We start from the raw sequence: 21,250 nt of genomic DNA on the forward strand, positions 1-21,250 counted from the left end.
GTAACCATATCAAACACAAGGAGTATTACATGGCTAGTTTTACAGTTCGTGTAGAAATGCAAAATGCTGACTGGGATGATTATGAGAGCCTTCATAAAAAGATGGCAGCAAAACAATACCACAGACAAATCGAGGCAACCTCAGGAACAAACTATCAACTTCCTGATGCCGAATATACACACTCAAGCACAACAAAAGATGAGAACGAAGTGGCGAACGAAGTTAAATCGATTGCAGATTCTGTTAAAAAAAGTTCTCGAGTCCTTGTTACAAAATCAGCAGGACGTGCAATTCGAGGCCTGAAAGTAGTTTAAGACCCCGTGCCGTAGTCACATTTTTCTGGGGCGCCATCATAGCGCTCCATGCTGACAAACGCAGCAGCAACAGCCTCGCCCAGCCTTTCATATGCAGCAATTCCTGCGTCGCCATCCATAGAAGCAGCAGCATTTGATAACGCCTCGCGGGCAAGATATTTCGAATCTTCAGGCAATTCAGAAAATTTCATTAGCATCCTCCAGAAACGACAAAGCCCCACGGTGTTAACCGCAGGGCTTGTAACGAAGGCAGTAACCCATCGTTGGGATAAAATTAACACAGATTCCGGAAAAGTAAATAGCTCACGCTTGAAACGTAAGCCATTTTCGTGAGCGTTATCGTGTTATCTGTTTCAGCTGAGCCTCAGCCCATGCTTCCTCGATATCGAATTTGGTGATCAGCTGGTCGTAGAAGTGTTTAACTGATTTTTCCCAGGTAGCGACAGTGATGGCACCAGTAATCTGGCAAACAGCTGCATACGCCTCAGTCGAAGGGATACGCTCATGTCCGCGCCCGCTGCAGCGTTTACAGTTGGCGAATACCGGTACGCCCTGCTTCTTTGTTTCTTCCTGGTCTACGGCTTTCCCGCGCCCCCGGCAGTCATTGCAGGCGCAGCTCACAACCTTCTTCCCCTTACAGGTCGAGCAAAGAACACGGGCAACCTCTTTCACCTGACGCCGATCCTGGTGCTGCGAGGGGATAACCTTCAGCCCCCATTTTTTTGATTTTTGGATGATGTCCTTTGCGCACCCAGACATGCTGGTTTTCATACTAAACACGTCAGCCTCAATGAACCCCTGCCCGGCGCAGCAATCGCATTGCTTCACGCTGGCGGCGCTGCGCGAGTAATCCTCAAAGGCGAACGTAGCCAGCTGACGCATCACCTGGGCCTTAACCTCGTCCCCTAACTTGCGCAGTGCGGCAACCTTGTCGCATTTTGTCAGGGCATACTCCGACAACAGTGCGATCGCTCTTTCCCGGTCGTTCCGGCTGATGCCCATCTTCCCGAGGAAGGCGCTATATCCCATCGCAGCACGCTCCTGCGTCATACCCATTGCCGCCATGATATCGGTGCCAGTCAGTGAATCAGATGCGGTGGCGCGCGGGGAATCGCTAATCAGCGTCGATTTCGCGAAGTGGTATTTCACCGTGTTTTCGAGGTTCATGCAGCAGCTCCTGCTATCTGTTCAATGCGAAGAAAGTTCCGAAGAATGCGGTAGTCCACCAGCACCGTTCCCGGGCGGCGGTAAATGCGAAGGCGCTGCCAGCGCAGGCGAAGCGATTCAATCAGTTCGGGTTTCATGCGTCCACCTGCTGTTTCAGTTCTTTGAGTTTTGTGCGGTACTCATCCCGGACCCGGATGTAGTCGTCGCGTTTCCATTTCGGTAATTCGTGCGGGCCCATTAACACGTCAAAGCGCGCCTGGCCGATTTTGGCGATGAGCGCCGGGCGGTATGCAGTCAGGTTGCCGGAGAGATGGTTATTGCAGGGGGCACACTGGCGATGGCAGTTGTCCTCATTGAAGCGCAACTCAGGGTTAGCGCCGGTGGTGCGGTAATGTCCTGCGTGGTATTGCCCGTCATGGTGGCGAGCGCAGCTGATGCATGGCAGATGTCGATCCCGGTACCGGATAAATTCGTTGAATGCCATCTGGGCCAGCTTGACGAAGTGGCTGAGCGGTTTCACTGCCTGGCGACGTTCGGCCTGCTGCGCCCGCTGCTCTTTCTCCTCTTCGCGCTGACGCTTCACCTTCGCGCGCTGTGCTTCTGCGCGGGTCTTGGCGGTCTGTTCTTTGGCAACTGCGCTGGCGCACTCGTAGCAGCAGACCACCTGGCCGTCACGAGCCGGGTGAAACCATTCACGGCAACTCTGGTTTGCGCACTTACGGCGGGGTTTCTTAGCCATGATCAACCCCAGACCTTTTGGCGGAACGTCCGTGGCGTGGGCACGAGGTGTTTAACCTCCTGCCGCTCTACGCTGACGGTCCAGGTAACGTAATCAGGGTTGAGGCTGCGTGTGACGACTACACCGCGGCGCTGGTACTGGCGTTCAAGCTCGTCGGCCTGCGCCGTGGTGCATTCGGTGTAGTGGAACCATGATTTAGCCATCTGGTTATCCCCCGAAGCTCATCAGCTGCGCAGCGGCGTTCTCCGCCTCGCTCTGGTCCTTGAATGACCGTGACAATATCCAGCGCCACAGAACATCGAGCGCGGCCTTGTAGAGCTGCTGAAACTCGGTCTCGTCCATGTTCGCGAAGGCGATGCTTCGGGGGTGTTTTCGGAGGGTGCCGTCAGGCAGCTGGATGGTGTCGTAGTGGCCGGATTCTATGGTCACCCAAGCGCGGTAGGCGTCGAAGGATTTGCACAGGCTGATGCCATTGGTGATGCGGCGGCTGCCAACCTGCTCGAGGTACTGCTCAGCAGCATCCAGCAGCGTGCCTTCGCTGCCGCCAAACGAGGCGAGGAATTTCGCATAGCCGGTGATCAGCTTGCGTTCGTTCGAGGAGATAGCGCCGCCGGTTGGCTCCCAGTATTCGAAACCGAGATTCAGCAGTGCGAAGAAACGACGGTGAAAGGCCGGGTTACGGACCTGTTTGAAGTCGGCCACCAGCACGGCACCGAGCTTGAATTTTGATTGCAGTAACTCGCTGGTCTCCGGCGTCGCGGGGATCAGGATTCCTGAGGACTGCTTGATGAGTTGTAACTGCGCCATGGACGTTCTCCGTGGCGCATCGTGGTCAGGTTACCGGTTGTTCAGGCCGATACAAACATTATGCTATTCAGATACTAAAAAGGTCAATTGTGGGCTGATAACTCCTTCACAATTTCGACAAGGGTGTCACGGGCAACGATGCGTTCGTCCGCCTGGAGATGTTTATGCCCTATCTCTACGCCGTCGCGGCTTAAAAGCACTCGGTCACCGGGCCGGAGCTTGAACGAACCCGCCGCCCCTCCATCTGAACGCCTCACGAGATCGTAAAACTCCCCTCCATCAGAACACACCTCAGCCACATCAACCCCCTCTCTGGTATCAACAAAATCTATCCAATCGGCCGGAGCATCGCCCCTCTATGAAGCCAAAATAGCAAATGGCTTAAATTTCCAAATAGGTTAGCCGCAGGAAAAATGAAACTTTTTTGAATCAGTGTTTAAACCATACATCAAATTACTGTATGGATAAACAGTGTTTAGTAATTTTGATAAAGTATGCACCTGAACGGCATGTTTAGGCAAGTTCATTTATCTATTTGATTTGAATAATTATTTTCGCTACTTTTGCGTAAAAAATGATCGTTAATTTTAACAGGAGAGGTGCGCTGCATTGGGGTTTGTAAATATATGATTCGGAAACTTTAGGCGCTCTGTCAGGTGGTAGCCGCCTACAACAACTGATATTTCGCAGCCGGGCCCGCGCCTGTCAGGTTGGTAATTTGTTACCAGGCGGTGTCTATTTCATAATCGATTTAGCAGATCAATTTCACTATATCGATCGGTTATATCGATCATGCTTCAGAAGGGGTTCCTTAGGAGGGCATACTGCGAATGCCGGGTGCCCTCTTATAGTAAAAAAGTGTGATTTTTATAAATCCACATACCTGCTATGGTGAATTCCCCATTCAACTTGCAGGAGGGGCCTATCCCCAATCTCACATTTAAGTGTCCGGTTTGTGGCTGCAAGAGGTTCAGATTTACCACTTTTTGCCCCACCGAAAACCGCCCTCATGGTGCAGTCTGTACCGTATGTGGTTCAAGGCTCACCCCTAATGCATGCATTCCCACGCCACGAAAAAGACGATGGCCCAAGCGGGTGATTTAAAATGAGGCCTCACGTGAGGCCTCATTCGTTATGCTGCAATTTCTTTAGGCTGACACATATCAGGTAAATTCGCCCTCACCAGCGCTTCAGCGAACGGCGGTGGGACGGCATTGCCGCAGCGTGCTACCTGCTTGTCCTTCGCGTACTTCACCCCGCGAAAGTCCTGGTCGATGATGTACCACTCCGGGAAGCCCTGGGCGCGGTACAACTCTGCTGGCTGAAGCATGCGCATGCTGATATCGACGATGCGATACACCACACCTTCGACCGTCACCAGCCCGTCGGACTCTTCGCCGCAATACTCTCGCAGGAACGCAAGCGCCTGCGCCGCGCGCTGCTCGTTATACCCATCGGTTGCCAGACTGGTTTCAACATTGCCCACATGCAGGCCACCAGCGGTTAATCCCGGCGCTGGCGCGTCAATCACCCGGCCATCCCGGCAAGTACCGCGCAGCATCACCAGATGCGATGTGACTGCAGCGTGGTGATTGCCCGTTGTGACAGTGTGCGCGGGTTGGTCAACAGCACCACCTGGGTGCCCGGTGTTATTGACCATCAGGTGCGTAGCGACAACCGCATGATGATCCGTAGTAGTGACCGTATGGACCGGTTCATCCAGCGCTACGCCAGCGCCCTGATAGTTCCCGCCGAAGTGCTTGACCAGATTCGCTGCCACCAGCCCGAACTTACCACCGCCAGCGACCACAGTGCCCAGCGGCTTATGCAGGCCAGGCACACGCGGTTCCTGCCCCGGTCGTTCGCCGTACCCCATCTGAATCAGGGTTGTCGATACCAGCTGAGATTTACCCCCACCACCAGCGGTGATTGTGGCGCTCGGCTCGTCAGCGCGGTGACCAATGCTGGCACCGAACTGCCGGGCAATCACCGGCGCAACAACACATGCCCGGGACTCTTTCAGGATGGTATGCATCGGTTTTGTCAGTGGGCGTGGCTTCGCCTGGTACTCGCTACCACCATTGCCTGCCAGGAACGGAGCCAACGCCGCCTCAACGACACCCAGGGCGTGCCCATTCCCGCCCGGGCGCGCCGAAGTGCCAGCGGTAACCGTCGGCACCGGTTCAGTAACAGGCTGTCCGATCGCCCCGGTGCGGAACTTCGTCAGGTGCGGTACCGCGATCGCAGAGCCATGCGTTTTGGTGATGGTCTGCAGCGGTTCTGCCAGCGCCTGCCCCCGGAAGCAGTCGTATTTCCCCTTCGTCGTGGTGTGGTTGCACTTCACGATAAACGGCGAGGCGCTATCAATTACGAAGCGCTGGATGCCGCGGGCTATACGCTTTAGGGTGTTCTCCGCCAGCGGCTTTTTGCGGTCGAAGATGGACGCTGCAGGGATAGACCAGTCGATGCAATCGGCGGCGGTGCGCCACGCTTTCAGCTTACCGCCCTGCACTGCTGGCGTTTTCGGATCGCCGCGGGTCGGCTCCGGCCAGGTCACCGGCACTCCGTCACAGCGCATCACCATGAAGAACCGCTTCCGGATGGTCGGCGCACCAAAGTCGCAGGCGCGCAGCTCGCGGTGATCAACGGCATAACCCAGCCCGGCAACCAGCTGCTGCGCCTGCTCGCCATCGGCGGCAATGCCCAGGAACTCGCAGCACTCCGCCAGCGCCGGATGCCCGGCAGGGATGCCGCCGGACAGCATGCCGCAGAACGCTTCGAAGGTTTCGCCAGCGCGCTGGGTGTCAGGCCGCAGCCCTCCATCCTCGGCAGCGATAAGCGGACCCCACGTTTTGAACTCCTCCACATTCTCCAGCATCATCACGCGAGGTCGCACCGCCAGCGCCCAGCGGATGACGATCCACGCCAGACCGCGAATCTCTTTCTCCACCGGCTTCGAGCCTTTGGCCTTCGAGAAGTGACGGCAATCCGGGGAGAACCACGCCAGCCCCACCGGGCGGCCAGCGGTCGCCACAAGGGGATTAACATCAAACACACTCTCGCAATAGTGCAGCGTATCCGGGTGGTTCGTGGTGTGCATCGCCACGGCGTTCGGGTCATGGTTAATCGCAATATCCACGCTGCGGCCAATCGCCAGCTCAATGCCCGTACTCGCCCCGCCACCGCCGGCAAAGTTATCAACGATAATTTCTCTCACGCGTATTCTCCCATTGCGCTGGCCAGCGACTTAGCCGCCGTGACGATGGCCGGTACCGGCATTTTTTCCAGCCACATGCGGTTGATGTGATGCTTCAGGCGGCGCTGGTGATGCGCCGGGAGATCCCCGGCGTTTTCAATCTGTCCGTAGACCATGCCGACTTCGGCAGGCCAGACGGTTTCTGCCACGTCCACCAGCAGCAGGCTTTCCAGTTCGACGATCCGTTTTGTTGCGTATTGCAGCTGCGGTTCCATCAGTTCGCCTCCTGCTGCGGTGCTGCTGGCATCGGCATCCAGTGGGTCACCTGTTTGAGGTATAGGTCATTTCCATCTCCTTCATCCCAGGATGGATTACCATCTTCGAACCAGTCAGCATAAATACCGACCTGCGTATTTGGCAGGCTTGGCAGGTAATACGCTCCACTGAAATCGGCTGCTAAGACGTAGTCGCGTTCCGGCATCCGCTCACTGCACGGAATCCACCCTTGCTCAGGCTCGTTCAGAGCATCGCGCTCTGCCTGAATCCTCTCAGCGTCGATTGCTATGCCGGAGTTGCGAATGGCTGCCAGCCCATCGCGCAGCGTCGGAATATTTTCAGGAATATTTTGTTGTCGATTTTGTTGTTCGGCACCCTGAAGCATGGCGGCGCGGCAGGCGTATTCATGCAAAGCTTTTCGAATCCGCTCTCTGTCGTGGTGCAAATGCCATTCGATTGGGTATTTTTCTTCATCCAACCCATCAGGGCTTATAGGAATAACGATGCTATCAATTCCCTCATTGGTGATTACCACAGCTGGCCGCGGTAACTGTGGTGCTGCGTAGAGCATCTGCTCCGTATAGCACTCCCCAGCCGGGCCGTCTTCGCCAATTTGCTTGTATAGCCACGGGCCGTCTTTGTAGCGCAGGCGTTTCGCCACCGGCTCCTGCTCCTGCTGCATTCCAGCCGTCAGCACTGCCAGCGCGATTTCATCCACAGCGAGATTCATTGCCACTTCTTTTGCCGTTGCCAGCTCCGGCGGCAGCCGCGCCAGTAGCCACTGGTTAGCTTCCATTCGTGTTTTTGCCTGCTCGATCAACTGCTCTTTGGTGAATTTGGTCATGCTGACACTCCTTCCTGATATTGCTCGAACCAGAACACCACTGGCTTTTTGACTACCTCAACCAGCCCGAAACGCTCCGCTGTGCGAAAATTAACACTGTAAGAGCGGGCGCGATCTGCCTGCGCCGTTATCTCCTGGCGGAACAACTCAATGGTGAATGTCGCTTTAAACAGGTTGCACGGGGCGCAGGCCGGGAACATGTTTTCGATAGCATCATTCTCAGGCCTGAAATGCTCTCCGGTCGCCACGGTTCGGCGGGTGCCATCGCTTCGGCGTTCGCCAAATTCCCATTTACGGAAAACCGCCTCAACGTGGTCAGCATGCCAGCCCTTTTCTGGCAACTCACGGCCGCAGTACGCGCAGCGACCGTCGAATTTCATGCGCAGTTCTGCGCGCTGTTTTTTCGTCAGAGCCATACCCCTACTCCCCCTTGATGCTTATGCCAGCTTCTGCCAGCGCCTCAACCGTATCTTCGTAATCCAGCGCGCTACCGGCATTGCTCGGTACCAGATATCCTTCGCCATAATGGCCGCTTGATGTTGGTTCCTGCCGCTGAGGAAGTGTTACTGTCCGGGTTTCCATTAGCGCCAGCGCAAACTTAGCCAAATCCGAAGCATCGCCAGGCCGAACGATTCCTGTTGAGGCGATCATGGTTAACTCGCCCTTTGTGAAGGTGATGGTCATTGGGAAACCTCCTGGCTATCCGCGAGAACTAAGCGACCATCACACAACGCCGCGATGATTTCCTGGTATTCCCAGCCGTAGCACATGCTTTCGACATAGACGCGAAGTGGCGGGTAGTCATGCTGCTTGCGACGAATGAACGCCTCTGCGGCTTCACGGGTAAGGTGAGCGTTGACGTGCTGCCATTCTTTGCGGGTTCCACTTACGGTGTGATTGTCGAGGTCAGCAAGGAGTAGCCACTGCTCATCCTCTTCGCATTCCAGAAAATCGCTTTCCCACATATCCTGGGCCAGGCTGTTCAATTCATCCCGTTCATCTTCGTCAGCGTCGTCCCAATACTCCTGAGGAGACCCCCACTCGCAATCATCACAATGTACAATCCTGGCTTCGCAGTATTCGTCAGCCAGGCCGTAAATCGTCGCGTTCTTCTGAACCATGAAAATTGGATCAGCGGTGATATGCCGGCTAACACCATCACCGCGATGGTGATATTTCAGGCGCTCAATAAAATCTGCGAATGTTTCCGGCGTTAGCTTCGCGCCATCTGCGATTGAATTGCTCACTCTGCACCTCCCTGGCGAAGTTGGGCGGCGAAAGCTGTTGCACGATACACCATTGATTTAAGAGCTTTGGCTTGTGCGCTTGACGGGCTAAAGGTTTGGTACAACCGTCCGGTATCCGCAGCAAAATCATCCACACCCTGAGCCCGCACTTCAGCCAGGAAGACGTCGGTGGCCGGGGTTTCAGTTTCAGGCTTGGCAAATACCGGCCAGCAATCAGTACCGTCGGAATTTTTGTGTCCTGCCTCATCATGAACATCAAGATATTCACCGCACGGCAGAGGGTCTTCCCATGTTGGTGGAATAGCGTGCCAGGATAGATAGGCTTGAGGCTTATCAAACGCTGCCTTCAGCGCTGCATTCTCCGCAGCCAGTTGATCGCGTTGTGCTTGCGTGCCGCCCAGCGCCGCGGTGGTGCAGTCCAGCCGTTCGGCGAGGCGCGTCACAATCTTCGCCATATCGATGATCGGCGTGTCGCTGCCCATTGTGCGGGCGAACTCATGCCCTACTGCGATCAGCTCTTTGTTATTCAGTGAATCGCTCATTGGGCACCGCCTTCGCTCGGCTTAACGGTCGCCAGCTTCAGGCGGCGAGCTGTCAGCGGCGCGCCACAGCGGCGGCCATCTTCTTTGCGATAGGTTTCGCGTTGACCTACACACCAGGTCGTCGGGGTTTCATGCAGTTTCACGGTCTTCTCACCGTCTTTGGTGATGATGGTGCCGGTATGGGTTTTAACTTTGCTCATGCTGCCGCCTTGCTATGTGTGTAGCGCTTAAGGTCGAAATCGATAATTGCCCGCTGGTCGCGGAATACGCCGCAGCGTCCGTGCCGGATGATCCCGCCCTGCTCCACAGCTGCCCGGATGTACCTCTCAGCGGTGTTGCGATGCAGGCCGAACATGGCGACGACCTCGTTGGTGGTTGCGTGACCATGCTTTTTCACCAGCTCAATAATCCAGGCGATGAACAGGGTGCGCTCGCTATGCGTTTTTGGGCTTGGCATGGGGGTCTCCTGTTAAACCAAACCAGCGGCTTTGCGCTGCGTGTATTGAGCTTTCAGCATTTCTGCTGGCGTGGGGCCGCTGTCTTTCGCTGGCGCGGACAAGGCGCGGCGAACTGGCGGGATGGGCTTGCCCTCGGCGACACGTCGCTCCCACCCGGCCAGAGTGCTGCTGGCGGCCTGGCGCATTTCCTTCTCGGTCATCTGGCGATCTGTACTCTGCCGGCGCAGCTCTATGCAGATGTGATACAGGACTGGTGCTGGCCATGGGTATTGCTCACTGGTCGGGAACCGGAAGACCAGACGGCGCCATTTCCAGTATTCAGTCATGACGTCGTCGACGCTGAACCCCAGCAGGTTATGCCCCTCTTTGCACCAGGCGACGAACTGCCCGGGTGAAGGCAGAAACGGCTTTTCCTGGCGGCGAGCGATGCGCATACCGGCTGATACCTGTGCCATGGTGGTTATCCCGTTCTCCTGGAAGGCCATGGCCCACTGGCGGCGGAGTTCGTTGAAATCGCTCTGCTCACGAAAGCCAGCCATTGCCGCCGGGAACGCAGCGCGCAGCGCACTGAACAGGGCGTTGAAGATTTCAGCCGTCTGCTCTGCCTGTGGGCGTTCTGCTGGAGCCTCAGGCATGCCCTGGGCAATACGGCGGAAGTTATCGCGATCACAGTTCATCAGCTGCTCAGATAGTCTTTCCATCGAACACCTCGTTAATCCAGTCTGTGTTGTTGAAGTCGATGCCGTGGGCGTTTCCGGCGGCTGCACGGCATCCGCCAGCGTCGCGTCGAAGGCTCAGGGTGTCCCACTTTGCGCGGAGCTTTGCGGGCGAGAGGATATTGGCGTGCCAGAACGCGTCTTTGCTGGCCCACTGGAACAGCTCGCAAATATCACGATGGCTATGGCCGTCCAGCTCGCGCATCAGGCGAACGTCATTGGCCCAGGCTGTCAGGTTGGGTTTCTTCGGGAAGGGTTTAACTTTCTCGAGCAGGAGAATGATCCATTCTGCACATTGCTGGTCAGCAACCGTTCCCCACTTGGTGAAGTTGGGGGTGTAAATCACGGCTTCAGGATGAGCTGATAAAAACTTCTTCAGGCGGTCGTCGGAGGATTCGACAGAATTCTCTGACGAAGATCTTTTAATATTGTTTTTGTTATAGTCTTGGGTGTCTACCGTTTCCGGGAAGGTTTTTCCCGATTTCGGGAAGACTTTTCCCGTTTCCGGGAAGACTTTTCCCGTTTTCGGTTTGTCCAAAATCCAGGCAGAAAGGTCAGTATTTATACCGACAATTTTCATCACGCCCTGCTTGTGACTGAAAATAATTCCACGCTCAGCCAGTGCGCTGATCGCATCAGAAACGTGCGAATCTGCCAGGCCAGTGAGCCCCGAAATTACAGTGTTCGTAACCCGGTCCTGTTTTTTGTTCCATCCGTAGGTCAGCCAGATCACCGCTTCCAGGCACTGCCATTCACGCCCTGACATGCGCAGGCGCGGCTTCAGCTTCTGAATTTCGTTTGCGATCCTGGTGTACCCGTTGGACAGGTCGGCCATGGGACCTCCTGTTTGCTCGGTTTTGGTAGGAAATTTGATAACTTCAGCGGTATTTGACATACTCATCTCCGCAATTGACTGACGTTTGTTGCAACTGAAGGCCACTTCTGTTCGTGCAGAGTGGCTTTCGCCTTTTTAGAACCCGTCATGCAGCCCCCAGCATCATCGTGACCTGAGCCATAATCATCGAGAATGACTCGATCCCTACCAGGTGAATCTTGGCAACGATGGACTCACTGATTTCTTTGCAAAGCACCGGTACTGGAGCGCCCAGCGCCGCAGCCTGATGTACATCACTCGACTCTTTGATAGAGTCTGCAATCCTCTGCCCATGCGTCTTACCCGTCACCAGTCCGAACTCGCGCGCAACTCGCTCGTTATCACGCGTCATAACCGCCACGATCACTGGCGTCAGCATTTCCAGGTACTTGTCGTACTTCGGACCCGGCGTGTTGATCATCCGGAAGAAGTTCACCTTGGTACCGTGCACCGAACCGGCCAGCAGCAGGCCACGCCCGCCGGTGGCCATCCACTCTTTCGCAACCAGCTGCGAGATGTAGTTCTGTGCATCACCAGGCGTCGCCCTGTTCCAGGCTTTAACCGCCTCCCGAATATTCGACAGCTTGGCAGATTGGCGGCTAAGCTCCTGATATTTCGATATCACCTGAACTGTTAAAGGGCTGCTAACATTGCTGAAATTGTGTGTTTGCATGGTTATGGCTCCTGCTGAGGTAAACCATCGGTAGGGTTGGGATAGATGTCACTGCGAATCTCGTGAGGAGTAATTTTCCATTCCAGCAATTTGCAGACAGGCAGCACACGGTGAGGAGGCACCCCGTGATTCAACCAGAGGCTCACCACCTGTGATGAGGTGCCTAAATTCTTCGCTATCTCCGTCTGCGTCATGACAGCGCAAACGCGTTGTTTGATTGATTTTGTCATACCAAGCCCTCAGTGAATGAAAATCAAGATTACAATATGAAAATATTTTTTTCAATGAGGAATGAAAATAATCTTTGCAATGCGGAATGAAAGGCTACCTTGTAGAATGGAAGTCATGAAAAAAGCACCTCACGAAGCGTTTGCCCATCGACTTCAGCTCGTTAGAGATGAGTTTGGTTGGAATATGTCCGATATAGCTCGGAGGGCGATGGTGACCCCCCAAGCGGTCCAGCAATGGGCGAAAGGTGAGTCAGCTCCTCGCGGGGAAAGGCTTAAGCGCCTTGCTGCGGCTGCAGGCAAACCTGAGCATTGGTTTTTCATTCCTCCGGGCGCAGAAGATGGCGACGTTCTCGCTCCATCAGCCCCCCGACAACTTGATGAAAAAGAAACAACACTTCTCGCTTTGTTCAACCAAATGCCGGAAGCAGAAAAGTTACGCCTGATAGTCCACGCAAAAACCACCCTCAAAGAGCTCGACCTTCTTAAGGATGATGTTTTGAACATAATTCAAAGCATTCAGAAGTAGCCCTCTCACAGAATTATTTTCAATGCAGCCGTTTAGATGGTTGCATCTTGCCGCCCTTAATTGAAAATATTTTTTTCATTTAGCTTGTCAATTGCAAATCTTATTTGTATTGTTAGCCCATCGACAACAAGCGCACCGTTGTCAGGTTAAAGCAATGTTCCGCCAGCCTGGCGACAAGGGCAAAGAGGGAATCATCATGGTTCATCAGCACTACGGCACCCAAACAGTAAACCGCGGCGCAGTTCTGCCCGGAATGCTCGTAAAGCACAAAGACAGCACCTGGACGGCATCAGCCAATAAGCGTGGAAAGCTCTATCTGCATCGCGGAATTGAGCGCACTTACACCACAGAGTTGCTGGTCGAAGTTTTTCTAAATGGCGTGGGGAATGGCCTGAGCCATTAACGGGGGAGTCATGCAAGAGAAGAAATGCGCGTACTGCCGCAAACCGATCGAGCAAGGGAAAGAAGTTAAAAACGAATTGCTCTTCATCCGCGGAGCCCAGCTGGCGCGCGAACAACACGAATATTGCTCTGTGCGTTGCGCTTCTTACGACCAGATGGCCCACGAAGCATAACGTAAACCCGCGCAAGGCGGGATCTACGTCCGGTGGTACCGACCAAAGTTACACCGGAATTTATACCTAAACCAAAAACACACCCAATGGGCGCTATCAATGGTCCGGGGATTCTAACATCCAAAAATGAGGATCTGACATGGAATTCTTTTATGTGGTCAAGGCCACTCAGAAATCCGGTAAGCAAGATGCAGTGATTTGGTTCACTGCTAAAAGCGAAGCGCGTGCCGCTCTGACGCTCGATGTTGAGCTGGAAGAGGCTGGCATCGAAACTGGCCGCGGCAAAGACTACGCCAAACCTGTCCGTACCGATTACCCGATATTCAATGACCTGCCGGAAGAAAGCACCATCGATTTAACCTGGTGCGATCGCTACGAACTAGCCGACGACCAGCGCACCTGGAACCTGAAAGCCCAGGCAGATGATGCACAAGGTGATGATACCGATGATGAAGGTACTGCTGGTGACGAAGGCTACGTGAGCCACATCGTTGACTCCGCCTACACCATCGCGCCAATGCCATTCCGCACGCAGCTGCTGGCGCAATTCAACGCCGAAGATATTCACGTTTACCACATCAACAAAGAAACTCAGGCCAAGCTGTCCGCGCTGGAAATGGACACGGATAACGCCTATGTCCAGAACCTGCTGCTGGCTGCCGGCAATGTTCCTGACCTCAAAAAATACGACATGAACGGCCTGTGGAAACTGACGAAGGCCATTAAAGAAGTCTTCCCGCAGGACCGTCGCCCTGAGCTGGGCCTGCTCATTCAGTTCATGAACGCATGGATGGTAACTGGCCATGTTGACCGGGGAATCCTCACGTCCGAATGGGCTGCTGGCAATCGCATCTCAGGTGTTGGGATTCCAATAGACCAGAAATCCGAAGAGCCGCAACCTTCCGAACCCTATAAGCGCGCCGTCGCACAGAACATGGCGAACCTGAGCATCGAGATCGCGATTGCCCTGCTGTACCCGGATGCGCAGCCAGGCAAGATTATCCGCCCTCAACTTGTTGCCGCTAAAGAGCTTGCAGACAAAAAGGATCCTGCCCACGTCAAAGCACTGAAAGTTCTGGGCAAGACCACGGACATTCTTGATTACGACGCCAACAGTATTTTCGGCGTTACCCGCGCTATTTCGTGGACTGGCGAAGAAACCTCTTCTGAACTGCGTGGATTGGTTCGCGAGTGGTTCACAGCGAACGGATTTTATGAAAACGGCGACCGGTCAAAAGGATACCCGGAGTGGGATGAAGATTCACGCAATGCCCCCCAGGAAAAAGAGGTACATCCAGCCTCTACCAGTCAGCCACAGGTCGCCAGCCTTGGCGGCGGCGTGTTCTCTATCGAAGGCCTGATGAACGAAAAACAACCACAAACAGATGACCGTTCATCGGTTAATGAGGAGACAACCGGCAATGTGCAGATGGAAACGACTAACCCGCAGGAAGGAGAAGTTGTTGATGCGATTCCACCAGGCGAAGGCTCTGATGCAGCTGCTGCGCAAACAGTTACCCTGAACCCGGCTGATGTGCTGGCCGCCGCCGCGCCGGAACTGGCTAAAGCCACTGCGCCGGAAGATACCATCGAAGCGCCGGAGGAAACCGCCAGCGCGCTTGAAGGCGAGCTGATGCCGCAGGAACCGGCCCCGGAATACCCGGCGTACTTCGAACCGGGCCGCTATGAGGGCCTGCCGAATAACGTGTATCACGCAGCGAACGGGATCAGCAGCACCCAGGTGAAGGATGCCCGCGTCAGCCTGATGTACTTCAACGCGCGCCACGTCGCTAAAACCATCCCGCGCGAAGGCTCGAAAGTGCTGGATATGGGCAACCTGGTACACGGCCTTGCGCTGCAGCCTGAAAACCTCGATGAAGAGTTCAGCGTTGAACCGGTAATCCCGGAAGGGGCCTTCACTACGGCGGCGACTATCCGCGCCTTTATCGACGAGCATAACGCCAGCCTGCCAGCCCTGCTGAGCGCTGACGATATCAAAGTGCTGCTCGAGCAGCACAACGCTACCCTGCCCGCGCCGCTCAGTGCCGATGACATTAAAGCACTGCTGGACGAACATAACGCCACTCTGCCTGCTCAGGTATCACTCGGTGCCGCCCTGGATGAAACAGCGCAAAGCTATATGGCGCTGCCAGCGGAATACCAGCGTATCGAAGCAGACCAGAAACAAACTGCTGCAGCGATGAAGGCTTGCATCAAGGAATACAACGCCACCCTGCCTACTCCCCTTAAAACCAGTGGCAGCCGTGACGCGTTGCTCGAGCAATTGGCGATCGTCAATCCTGACCTGGTCGCGCAGGAAGCTAACAAAGCCGCGCCTGTTAAAACCAGCGGCAGCCGTGACGCTCTGCTCGAGCAGCTGGCAATCATCAACCCTGACCTGGTCGCACAGGAAGCGCAGAAGCCTGCGCCGCTGAAAGTGTCCGGTACCAAAGCGGATCTGATTCAGGCTGTGAAATCCGTTAACCCGAATGCCGTATTCGCTGACGAACTGCTGGATGCGTGGCGTGAGAACCCAGACGACAAAATTCTGGTTACCCACCAGCAGATGGAAACGGCGCTGGCCATTCAGAAGGCACTGCACTCGCACCCGACCGCCGGCAAGCTGCTCCTGCACCCTGATCGCGCTGTTGAAACGAGCTATTTCGGTATCGACGAAGAGACCGGGCTGGAAATCCGCGTTCGCCCGGATCTGGAGATCGACATCGAGGCTGTGCGTATCGGCGCCGACCTGAAAACCATCAGCATGTGGAACGTGAAGCAGACCGGCCTGCGCGCCCGCCTGCACCGCGAAATCATCGACCGCGATTATCACCTCAGCGCGGCCATGTACATGAACACCGCAGCGCTGGACCAGTTCTTCTGGATTTTCGTCAACAAAGACGAGGGCTACCACTGGATCGCCATCGTCGAGGCCAGCGAAGAACTTATTGAGCTGGGCATGCTCGAGTATCGCCAGACGATGAACCGTATCGGCAACGCATTCGACACTGGCGAGTGGCCAGCGCCAATCACCGACGACTACACCGACGAACTGAACGACTACGACCTGCGCCGCCTTGAAGTGCTGCGTACTCAGGCATAAGGGGAATGACGATGGAAAACATGAATATCGTAACCGCGGAGCAGCAGGCTCCAAACACTATCTCTGCCAGCAACGCCATCTTCAACATCCAGGCACTGGGGCAGCTCCAGGCGTTCGCAGGGTTAATGGCGCAGTCTGCCGTCACTGTTCCTGAGCACCTTCGCGGCAACCCCGCCGACTGCATGGCGATCGTCATGCAGGCAATGCAGTGGGGTATGAACCCTTATGCGGTCGCGCAGAAAACGCACCTGGTCAACGGCGTGCTGGGCTACGAAGCGCAGCTGGTTAACGCGGTGATCTCCAGCTCCAACGCCATCGTGGGCCGCTTCCACTATGAGTACGAGGGCGACTGGTCGAAGTGCGCCAGCAGCCGCGAGGAGATCGTTAAGAAGCCGGCCAAAGGTGGCGGGACGTACGACAAGAAAGAAATGGTACGCGGCTGGACCAGCGCTGATGAGCAAGGCCTCTCTGTACGGGTTGGCGCGGTCATTCGCGGCGAAAGTGAAATCACCTGGGGCGAGCCGGTTTATCTCTCAAGCGTCATCACACGCAACTCACCACTCTGGATTTCAAACCCTAAGCAGCAGATCGCGTATCTGGCTCTCAAGTATTGGGCACGCCTGTACTGCCCGGCGGTAATTCTGGGCGTGTATACCCAGGATGAAGTCGAGCAGCGCACCGAGAAGGAAATCAACCCAGCCCCCGCGCAGCGCGTGAGCCTGGCGGATATTGCTGGTGACACTGTAACAACCACCCACAGCGCGCAGGAATCGGCCGCCAATATAAATGCCCTGGCCGATGATTTCCGGGATCGCATTGAAGCGGCTCAGGGCGTGGATAAAGCCAAAGCAGTACGGGCCGACATCGAAAGCGCCAAGAACACGCTGGGTTCATCCCTGTACACCGAACTGAAGAACAAGGCAGTGAAGCGTTATCACCTGGTGGATGCGCGTAACAAGGTAGAGGCGGCGATCAACTCCCTGCCTTCACCGGATGAACCGGGCGCAGCTGAGCAGTTTGCTGAAGCTGAGCGGGTGCTGACGGCGGCAAAACGTCACATGGGCGACGAGCTGCACGATAAGTTCAGCATCACCCTGGCAGATATGAAACCGGAATACGTGGCCTAAGGGAGGCGGGAGGGTTCGCCCTCCCGGTAACGACATGAGCAAATCATTAAAAGCACGCTGCATCCGCCGCTGGGAAGTTGAGTTCAAGGGCCGTTGCGATTCGAAATTCAGTCTTTGTTGGCGCAAGCACCATCTGCGCGGATACATCCGCGAGTGCGCCCTGATAACTGCCGACTGCATGGTTGAGCGCATGGCCGAAGATAATGCCCGCACCGATTTTGGTATTAAGGGTTGGTCGCCTGAGTTCTCCAGCTGGTACGACGAACGCCGGGAGCAATATCGCAAAGAGGCAAAGACCATCCTTGATGCGTTTGCCAGCAATGAAGCTATCGACGAAGAGATTCAGAACGAGCTGGAGGCCTGGAATGATTGAGCGCGGAATGATTTTCAACGGTGAGATGGTGCGGGCCATTCTCGACGGGCGCAAAACCCAGACGCGCCGGGTGATCAAACTGTCGCATGAGCGCGGCATGCTGAATCCGGTAGTTCGCGGGCGCAATGGCGAAATTTCATCCGTCTCTTGCAGGCTTGCCCCGATGCTGTGTCCGTTCGGCCAGCCGGGCGACCGCCTCTGGGTGCGCGAGACGTGGGCGCTTCTGGGTAATGAGGATGGTTGTTGCGTGGACTGGCGCGACAACCTGTGTAAAGGCGATGAAAAGTCAGCAGCACGAATTTATCGCGCCAGCTGTGAGCAGCGCGCTGGAGACTATAGCCTATGGTCGATACCTGACGATGCTGACTGGAAGCCTCACACCGAAAATCAAAAGTTTGAAGGTGCATGGCGTCCGTCCATTCATATGCCGCGTTGGGCATGCCGCATTTTGCTGGAAATCACTAACGTGCGCGTTGAGCGCCTGAACGACATCAGCCGGGCAGATGCCATCGCGGAAGGTATGCCGCCTAGCCACCCGTCAATTGACGCTGTATCGCAGGGTCTGGGGTATCCAGATTTCTCTCGCTCGGCATTCGCTCAGCTATGGCAATCACTCTACGGAGAAGAGTCATGGCAGGCGAACCCCTGGGTGTGGGTGATCGAGTTTAAGCGTATCGAAGGAGATGATCATGCGACTGATTAACCGCAGCAAGCAATCCCCTCTGGCGCGCCAGGCATGCGAGCTCGCGCTGGCTGCCCACCAGGAACGTTACGGCGATTACGGTCGCAGCAAGATGCGGGAAACGTACACAGTGAGAGTTGAAGGGGTGAAGGTCTGGGTTGAGGTGGTCAACCGTAAGGCAAGCTACGTGGCCACGGCGATGACCGGCATGCGCCGCCTGCGATCCCTTCCAGGTCAGGTCGCCTGATATCGAAATATCACATACATAAATCCGGCAACTTTATAATGAGTTGTCGGAAGCAGGAGGTTATATGGCCAAGCTTCTCAATTTACAGGAATGGGCAGAAGAGACTTACTCAAAGCCGCCTTCCCTTTCAACGCTTCGCCGCTGGGCACGACAGGGTCGCATTTACCCTGCACCGGAGCTGCACGGCAAAGAATACAAGGTTCAGCCTGATGCCACTTACGTGGATCCAAGCAAAAAGAACCTGCGTCCTAAACCAAAGCACTTGAAGCTGCCAACGGGTGGCACCTTACTGGAGAGACTGACTCATGGCGAAAAGGCCAGTTCGTTACGACGCTAACCTGCCCCGTAACCTGACCTATCGTAAAAGAGACAGGCTTTATAGCTGGCGTAATCCGACAACCGGTCAAGAGCTCTCTCTTGGCCGGATCGACAGGAAAGACGCTGTCGCCCAGGCACTCGAAGCCAACAACTATATCGACCAGAATTATCTTCCCTCCTCCCTGCTAGACCGCATAAAGGAAGTGCCTACGTTTACGGTGTCGGCATGGCTTGAGCGATACGAGGTAATTCTGGAACGTAGAGAGCTTAAGCCCAATACGATGAAGGTCAGGCGAAACCAGATCGCCACTATAAAGGATGAGTTTGGCCGTACGCCGCTCTCCTCGGTTACAACCAAAGAGATTTCATCTTTTCTTGAGGCATACATTGTCTGCGACAAGAAAAGCATGGCATCCGGCCTGAGGTCTGTGCTGCTGGATATTTTCAGGGAGGCAATTGTTGAGGGGCATATAGAGAGGAACCCTGCGGAACCGACACGAACGCCGACACCAAAGGTTAAACGTGAACGCCTGTTGCTCGAGCACTTTGTGGCGATCAGGGCTGCTGCTGTTGTTCATTCCGAATGGCTGCCCAATGCATGCGATCTCGCGTTGGTTACAGGGCAGCGCCGCGAAGATATTTCACTATTCCGGTTCAGTGATGTGAAAGATGGGCGATTGTTTGTTGCGCAGGAGAAGACGGGTCACAAACTGGCGCTTCCACTCGATCTGAGATTGGAGGTAGTCGGCCTGCAATTGGGGGAAGTGATAGAACGGTGCAGAATGAATAACCCGTCAGATTTTATGCTTTACTCCCCGGTGCGTCGTGGGGGGAGAAAGCCGGGGCCATTAACCCCAGATGGATTAACTCAGGCATTTGCCGACGTTCGGGATGCGACCGCGTTAAAATTTGGGCCTAACCCGCCTCCGTACCATGAGATCAGGAGCTTGGCGAGCAGACTATATGAAAAGGAGCGGGGAGAGGATTTTGCGCAGCGATTACTGGGCCACAAAAATTTAACAATGACGAAAAAATACCTGGACGCACGCGGTGCAGAGTATGTTATGGTTTAGACAGGATATGGATATTTCGAGTAATTTTAGTGGGATTTCGTGATGACACCGAAAAAACCCATATAAAACAAAGACATAAAAAGAGACCGAATACGATTCCTGTATTCGGTCCAGGGAAATGGCTCTTGGGAGAGAGCCGTGCGCTAAAAGTTGGCATTAATGCAGGCTAAGTCGCCTTGCCCTTTAAGAATAGATGACGATGCCAGGTTTTCCAGTCCGCAGTAAAAGTGGCCTGAAAAAAAGCCTCAGTCTGTCCTTAAATACAAAAACCGCAACGCTTCCGAAGAGAAGCCTGCGGTTTTTTTATTGGAACCCAAGTGCTAGCAGAGCGTTTCGGCGCGCGTAATAAACGGTGCCAGGCTCTTCTTCTGTCCTGGGTTTGCCGGGTCGTCAATCTGGATAATACTAATTGGCTTACCGATGCTTTTGCCGCTGTCGACCTGCTGCTGCGCCGCGTCGTTCAGCGGATACTGCACCAGCGTGCTGGGATTGATGGCATACAGCGCATGGCCCGGACGGCAGGTCAACATCACTTCTTCGCGGTTAAACGCCCAATTATCCTTACCCACTTCGAACCGGCTAACCGTAATCACCTGAGGCGCAGCCAGCGCCGCGCCAGAACAGGCCAGCAATAAGAGAGAAAGTACTGCTTTTTTCATCGTTTTTACCTCGTCAAAACGCAATTGCGGCACCAGAACAAACCGATTCACCCGCACAATGAGTGCCAGAGGATAACGCCGTATCATGATCGCGTCGAGGATCATCCTCCCCGGGCTTGTCATCACGCCGCAGTTTGGGTAACGTTGGCCCGCAAATGAAGGAGACGGTAATGAAAACTAATCTCGCCATCCTCCCCCAGGAGGAGATGGACAAAGTGAATGTCGACCTGGCGGCCGCCGGGGTCGCATTTAAAGAGCGCTACAACATGCCGGTGATCGCCGAAGTGGTAGAACGCGAACAACCCACGCACCTGCGCGACTGGTTTCGTCAGCGATTAATTGCGCATCGTTTAGCCTCCGTCAATCTCTCCCGCCTGCCGTGGGAACCCAAAGTTAAGTAAACTTAAAAAGAAGTTACAATTCCTTACACTGTTTATGTCAGGATAATAAAGCCCCAACCTATTCAGGGGCTTTATAAATCACT

At 54.9% G+C, this 21,250-nt stretch carries 33 protein-coding genes; 13 read left to right on the plus strand and 20 right to left on the minus strand.

From position 1 onward, the window contains the following. Window positions 1-29: 29 nt before the first annotated feature. Window positions 30-314, plus strand: coding sequence for a DUF2622 domain-containing protein (locus tag M8013_RS14405; protein ID WP_271268487.1), 285 nt, complete (start codon window positions 30-32; stop codon window positions 312-314). Here the strand turns inward: M8013_RS14405 and M8013_RS14410 are convergent. From M8013_RS14410 to M8013_RS14435, 6 genes are all read right to left on the minus strand, one after another. Continuing rightward, a complete protein-coding gene (locus tag M8013_RS14410) occupies window positions 311-505 on the minus strand; it encodes a hypothetical protein (protein WP_271268488.1) in 195 nt (64 codons plus the stop codon). The genes M8013_RS14405 and M8013_RS14410 overlap by 4 nt on opposite strands. 145 nt (window positions 506-650) lie before the next feature. Further along, window positions 651-1,481: an antitermination protein gene (locus tag M8013_RS14415; RefSeq protein ID WP_271268489.1), complete on the minus strand. Its 831-nt coding sequence runs from the start codon at window positions 1,479-1,481 to the stop codon at window positions 651-653. Continuing rightward, a complete protein-coding gene (locus M8013_RS14420; RefSeq protein ID WP_271268490.1) occupies window positions 1,478-1,618 on the minus strand; it encodes a YlcG family protein in 141 nt (46 codons plus the stop codon). Before M8013_RS14420 ends, M8013_RS14415 begins: the two co-directional genes overlap by 4 nt. Then, entirely contained in the window at window positions 1,615-2,220 is a 606-nt protein-coding gene (locus M8013_RS14425) for a recombination protein NinG (protein ID WP_271268491.1), read from the minus strand. The genes M8013_RS14420 and M8013_RS14425 overlap by 4 nt, the downstream gene beginning before the upstream one ends. 2 nt (window positions 2,221-2,222) lie before the next feature. Beyond that, window positions 2,223-2,423, minus strand: coding sequence for a hypothetical protein (locus M8013_RS14430; RefSeq protein ID WP_271268492.1), 201 nt, complete (start codon window positions 2,421-2,423; stop codon window positions 2,223-2,225). A gap of 4 nt (window positions 2,424-2,427) precedes the next feature. After that, a complete protein-coding gene (locus M8013_RS14435; protein ID WP_271268493.1) occupies window positions 2,428-3,027 on the minus strand; it encodes a DUF1367 family protein in 600 nt (199 codons plus the stop codon). Between the two features lie 888 nt (window positions 3,028-3,915). Here M8013_RS14435 and ymcF point away from each other — a divergent pair. After that, window positions 3,916-4,131, plus strand: coding sequence for a cold shock small protein YmcF (gene ymcF, locus M8013_RS23695; RefSeq protein WP_472925664.1), 216 nt, complete (start codon window positions 3,916-3,918; stop codon window positions 4,129-4,131). A 28-nt stretch (window positions 4,132-4,159) separates the two neighbouring features. Here ymcF and M8013_RS14440 read toward each other — a convergent pair whose 3' ends face one another. The 13 genes from M8013_RS14440 to M8013_RS14500 form a co-directional block, all read right to left on the minus strand. Further along, the gene (locus M8013_RS14440) at window positions 4,160-6,244 is read right to left on the minus strand and encodes a DNA cytosine methyltransferase (protein ID WP_271268494.1); all 2,085 of its coding nucleotides are present in this window, start codon (window positions 6,242-6,244) and stop codon (window positions 4,160-4,162) included. After that, on the minus strand, window positions 6,241-6,498 hold the full coding sequence (locus tag M8013_RS14445) for a hypothetical protein (RefSeq protein WP_271268495.1): 258 nt from the start codon (window positions 6,496-6,498) through the stop codon (window positions 6,241-6,243). Before M8013_RS14445 ends, M8013_RS14440 begins: the two co-directional genes overlap by 4 nt. Next, window positions 6,498-7,343, minus strand: a complete 846-nt coding sequence (locus M8013_RS14450) for a DUF551 domain-containing protein (RefSeq protein ID WP_271268496.1) — start codon at window positions 7,341-7,343, stop codon at window positions 6,498-6,500. The genes M8013_RS14445 and M8013_RS14450 overlap by 1 nt, the downstream gene beginning before the upstream one ends. Next, window positions 7,340-7,759, minus strand: a complete 420-nt coding sequence (locus tag M8013_RS14455) for an HNH endonuclease (RefSeq protein WP_271268497.1) — start codon at window positions 7,757-7,759, stop codon at window positions 7,340-7,342. The genes M8013_RS14450 and M8013_RS14455 overlap by 4 nt, the downstream gene beginning before the upstream one ends. A 4-nt stretch (window positions 7,760-7,763) precedes the next feature. Then, window positions 7,764-8,027: a hypothetical protein gene (locus tag M8013_RS14460; RefSeq protein WP_271268498.1), complete on the minus strand. Its 264-nt coding sequence runs from the start codon at window positions 8,025-8,027 to the stop codon at window positions 7,764-7,766. Continuing rightward, the gene (locus M8013_RS14465; RefSeq protein ID WP_271268499.1) at window positions 8,024-8,590 is read right to left on the minus strand and encodes a hypothetical protein; all 567 of its coding nucleotides are present in this window, start codon (window positions 8,588-8,590) and stop codon (window positions 8,024-8,026) included. The genes M8013_RS14460 and M8013_RS14465 overlap by 4 nt, the downstream gene beginning before the upstream one ends. After that, window positions 8,587-9,132: a hypothetical protein gene (locus M8013_RS14470; protein WP_271268500.1), complete on the minus strand. Its 546-nt coding sequence runs from the start codon at window positions 9,130-9,132 to the stop codon at window positions 8,587-8,589. Before M8013_RS14470 ends, M8013_RS14465 begins: the two co-directional genes overlap by 4 nt. After that, window positions 9,129-9,332, minus strand: coding sequence for a hypothetical protein (locus M8013_RS14475; protein WP_271268501.1), 204 nt, complete (start codon window positions 9,330-9,332; stop codon window positions 9,129-9,131). Before M8013_RS14475 ends, M8013_RS14470 begins: the two co-directional genes overlap by 4 nt. Then, window positions 9,329-9,589 carry a DUF977 family protein gene (locus M8013_RS14480; protein WP_271268502.1) on the minus strand — a complete coding sequence of 87 codons (261 nt, stop codon included), beginning with the start codon at window positions 9,587-9,589 and terminating at the stop codon, window positions 9,329-9,331. Before M8013_RS14480 ends, M8013_RS14475 begins: the two co-directional genes overlap by 4 nt. Before the next feature lie 12 nt (window positions 9,590-9,601). Further along, window positions 9,602-10,291 (minus strand): replication protein P, encoded by a 690-nt coding sequence (locus tag M8013_RS14485; protein ID WP_271268503.1) that lies wholly within the window; start codon window positions 10,289-10,291, stop codon window positions 9,602-9,604. After that, window positions 10,275-11,201, minus strand: a complete 927-nt coding sequence (locus tag M8013_RS14490) for a replication protein (protein ID WP_336264264.1) — start codon at window positions 11,199-11,201, stop codon at window positions 10,275-10,277. Before M8013_RS14490 ends, M8013_RS14485 begins: the two co-directional genes overlap by 17 nt. Before the next feature lie 85 nt (window positions 11,202-11,286). Beyond that, window positions 11,287-11,853: a toxin YdaT domain-containing protein gene (locus tag M8013_RS14495; protein ID WP_271268505.1), complete on the minus strand. Its 567-nt coding sequence runs from the start codon at window positions 11,851-11,853 to the stop codon at window positions 11,287-11,289. Window positions 11,854-11,855: 2 nt separating this feature from the next. Then, on the minus strand, window positions 11,856-12,083 hold the full coding sequence (locus tag M8013_RS14500; protein WP_271268506.1) for a transcriptional regulator: 228 nt from the start codon (window positions 12,081-12,083) through the stop codon (window positions 11,856-11,858). 115 nt (window positions 12,084-12,198) lie between these two features. On the opposite strand from M8013_RS14500, the gene M8013_RS14505 reads away from it, so the two are divergent. The 10 genes from M8013_RS14505 to M8013_RS14550 all read left to right on the plus strand — a co-directional run bounded on the left by M8013_RS14505 (window position 12,199) and on the right by M8013_RS14550 (window position 20,107). Continuing rightward, window positions 12,199-12,609, plus strand: a complete 411-nt coding sequence (locus M8013_RS14505) for a helix-turn-helix domain-containing protein (protein ID WP_271268507.1) — start codon at window positions 12,199-12,201, stop codon at window positions 12,607-12,609. 154 nt (window positions 12,610-12,763) lie between these two features. Continuing rightward, entirely contained in the window at window positions 12,764-13,012 is a 249-nt protein-coding gene (locus tag M8013_RS14510) for a cell division inhibitor protein (RefSeq protein WP_271268508.1), read from the plus strand. Between the two features lie 10 nt (window positions 13,013-13,022). Beyond that, window positions 13,023-13,184, plus strand: coding sequence for a YdaE family protein (locus M8013_RS14515; RefSeq protein ID WP_271268509.1), 162 nt, complete (start codon window positions 13,023-13,025; stop codon window positions 13,182-13,184). 139 nt (window positions 13,185-13,323) lie between these two features. Further along, window positions 13,324-16,287, plus strand: a complete 2,964-nt coding sequence (locus tag M8013_RS14520; protein ID WP_271268510.1) for a RecE family exodeoxyribonuclease — start codon at window positions 13,324-13,326, stop codon at window positions 16,285-16,287. 11 nt (window positions 16,288-16,298) lie between these two features. Next, the gene (locus tag M8013_RS14525; RefSeq protein ID WP_271268511.1) at window positions 16,299-17,414 is read left to right on the plus strand and encodes a RecT family recombinase; all 1,116 of its coding nucleotides are present in this window, start codon (window positions 16,299-16,301) and stop codon (window positions 17,412-17,414) included. Window positions 17,415-17,448: 34 nt separating this feature from the next. Further along, window positions 17,449-17,787 carry a hypothetical protein gene (locus M8013_RS14530; RefSeq protein ID WP_271268512.1) on the plus strand — a complete coding sequence of 113 codons (339 nt, stop codon included), beginning with the start codon at window positions 17,449-17,451 and terminating at the stop codon, window positions 17,785-17,787. After that, the gene (locus M8013_RS14535) at window positions 17,780-18,490 is read left to right on the plus strand and encodes an ASCH domain-containing protein (RefSeq protein ID WP_271268513.1); all 711 of its coding nucleotides are present in this window, start codon (window positions 17,780-17,782) and stop codon (window positions 18,488-18,490) included. Before M8013_RS14530 ends, M8013_RS14535 begins: the two co-directional genes overlap by 8 nt. Further along, window positions 18,477-18,716, plus strand: coding sequence for a DUF4060 family protein (locus M8013_RS14540; RefSeq protein ID WP_271268514.1), 240 nt, complete (start codon window positions 18,477-18,479; stop codon window positions 18,714-18,716). The genes M8013_RS14535 and M8013_RS14540 overlap by 14 nt, the downstream gene beginning before the upstream one ends. Before the next feature lie 64 nt (window positions 18,717-18,780). After that, on the plus strand, window positions 18,781-19,053 hold the full coding sequence (locus M8013_RS14545) for an excisionase (RefSeq protein WP_271268515.1): 273 nt from the start codon (window positions 18,781-18,783) through the stop codon (window positions 19,051-19,053). Beyond that, on the plus strand, window positions 19,022-20,107 hold the full coding sequence (locus tag M8013_RS14550; RefSeq protein ID WP_271268516.1) for a tyrosine-type recombinase/integrase: 1,086 nt from the start codon (window positions 19,022-19,024) through the stop codon (window positions 20,105-20,107). Before M8013_RS14545 ends, M8013_RS14550 begins: the two co-directional genes overlap by 32 nt. Window positions 20,108-20,427: 320 nt before the next feature. Here the strand turns inward: M8013_RS14550 and M8013_RS14555 are convergent, their stop codons facing one another. Continuing rightward, window positions 20,428-20,766 (minus strand): YebY family protein, encoded by a 339-nt coding sequence (locus tag M8013_RS14555; RefSeq protein WP_271268517.1) that lies wholly within the window; start codon window positions 20,764-20,766, stop codon window positions 20,428-20,430. 170 nt (window positions 20,767-20,936) lie between these two features. On the opposite strand from M8013_RS14555, the gene M8013_RS14560 reads away from it, so the two are divergent. Continuing rightward, window positions 20,937-21,167 (plus strand): DNA polymerase III subunit theta, encoded by a 231-nt coding sequence (locus M8013_RS14560; RefSeq protein ID WP_271268518.1) that lies wholly within the window; start codon window positions 20,937-20,939, stop codon window positions 21,165-21,167. Window positions 21,168-21,250: the final 83 nt, after the last annotated feature.

Origin of the sequence: Silvania confinis (genome assembly GCF_025564085.1) — a bacterium.
Lineage (GTDB): Bacteria > Pseudomonadota > Gammaproteobacteria > Enterobacterales > Enterobacteriaceae > Enterobacter > Enterobacter confinis.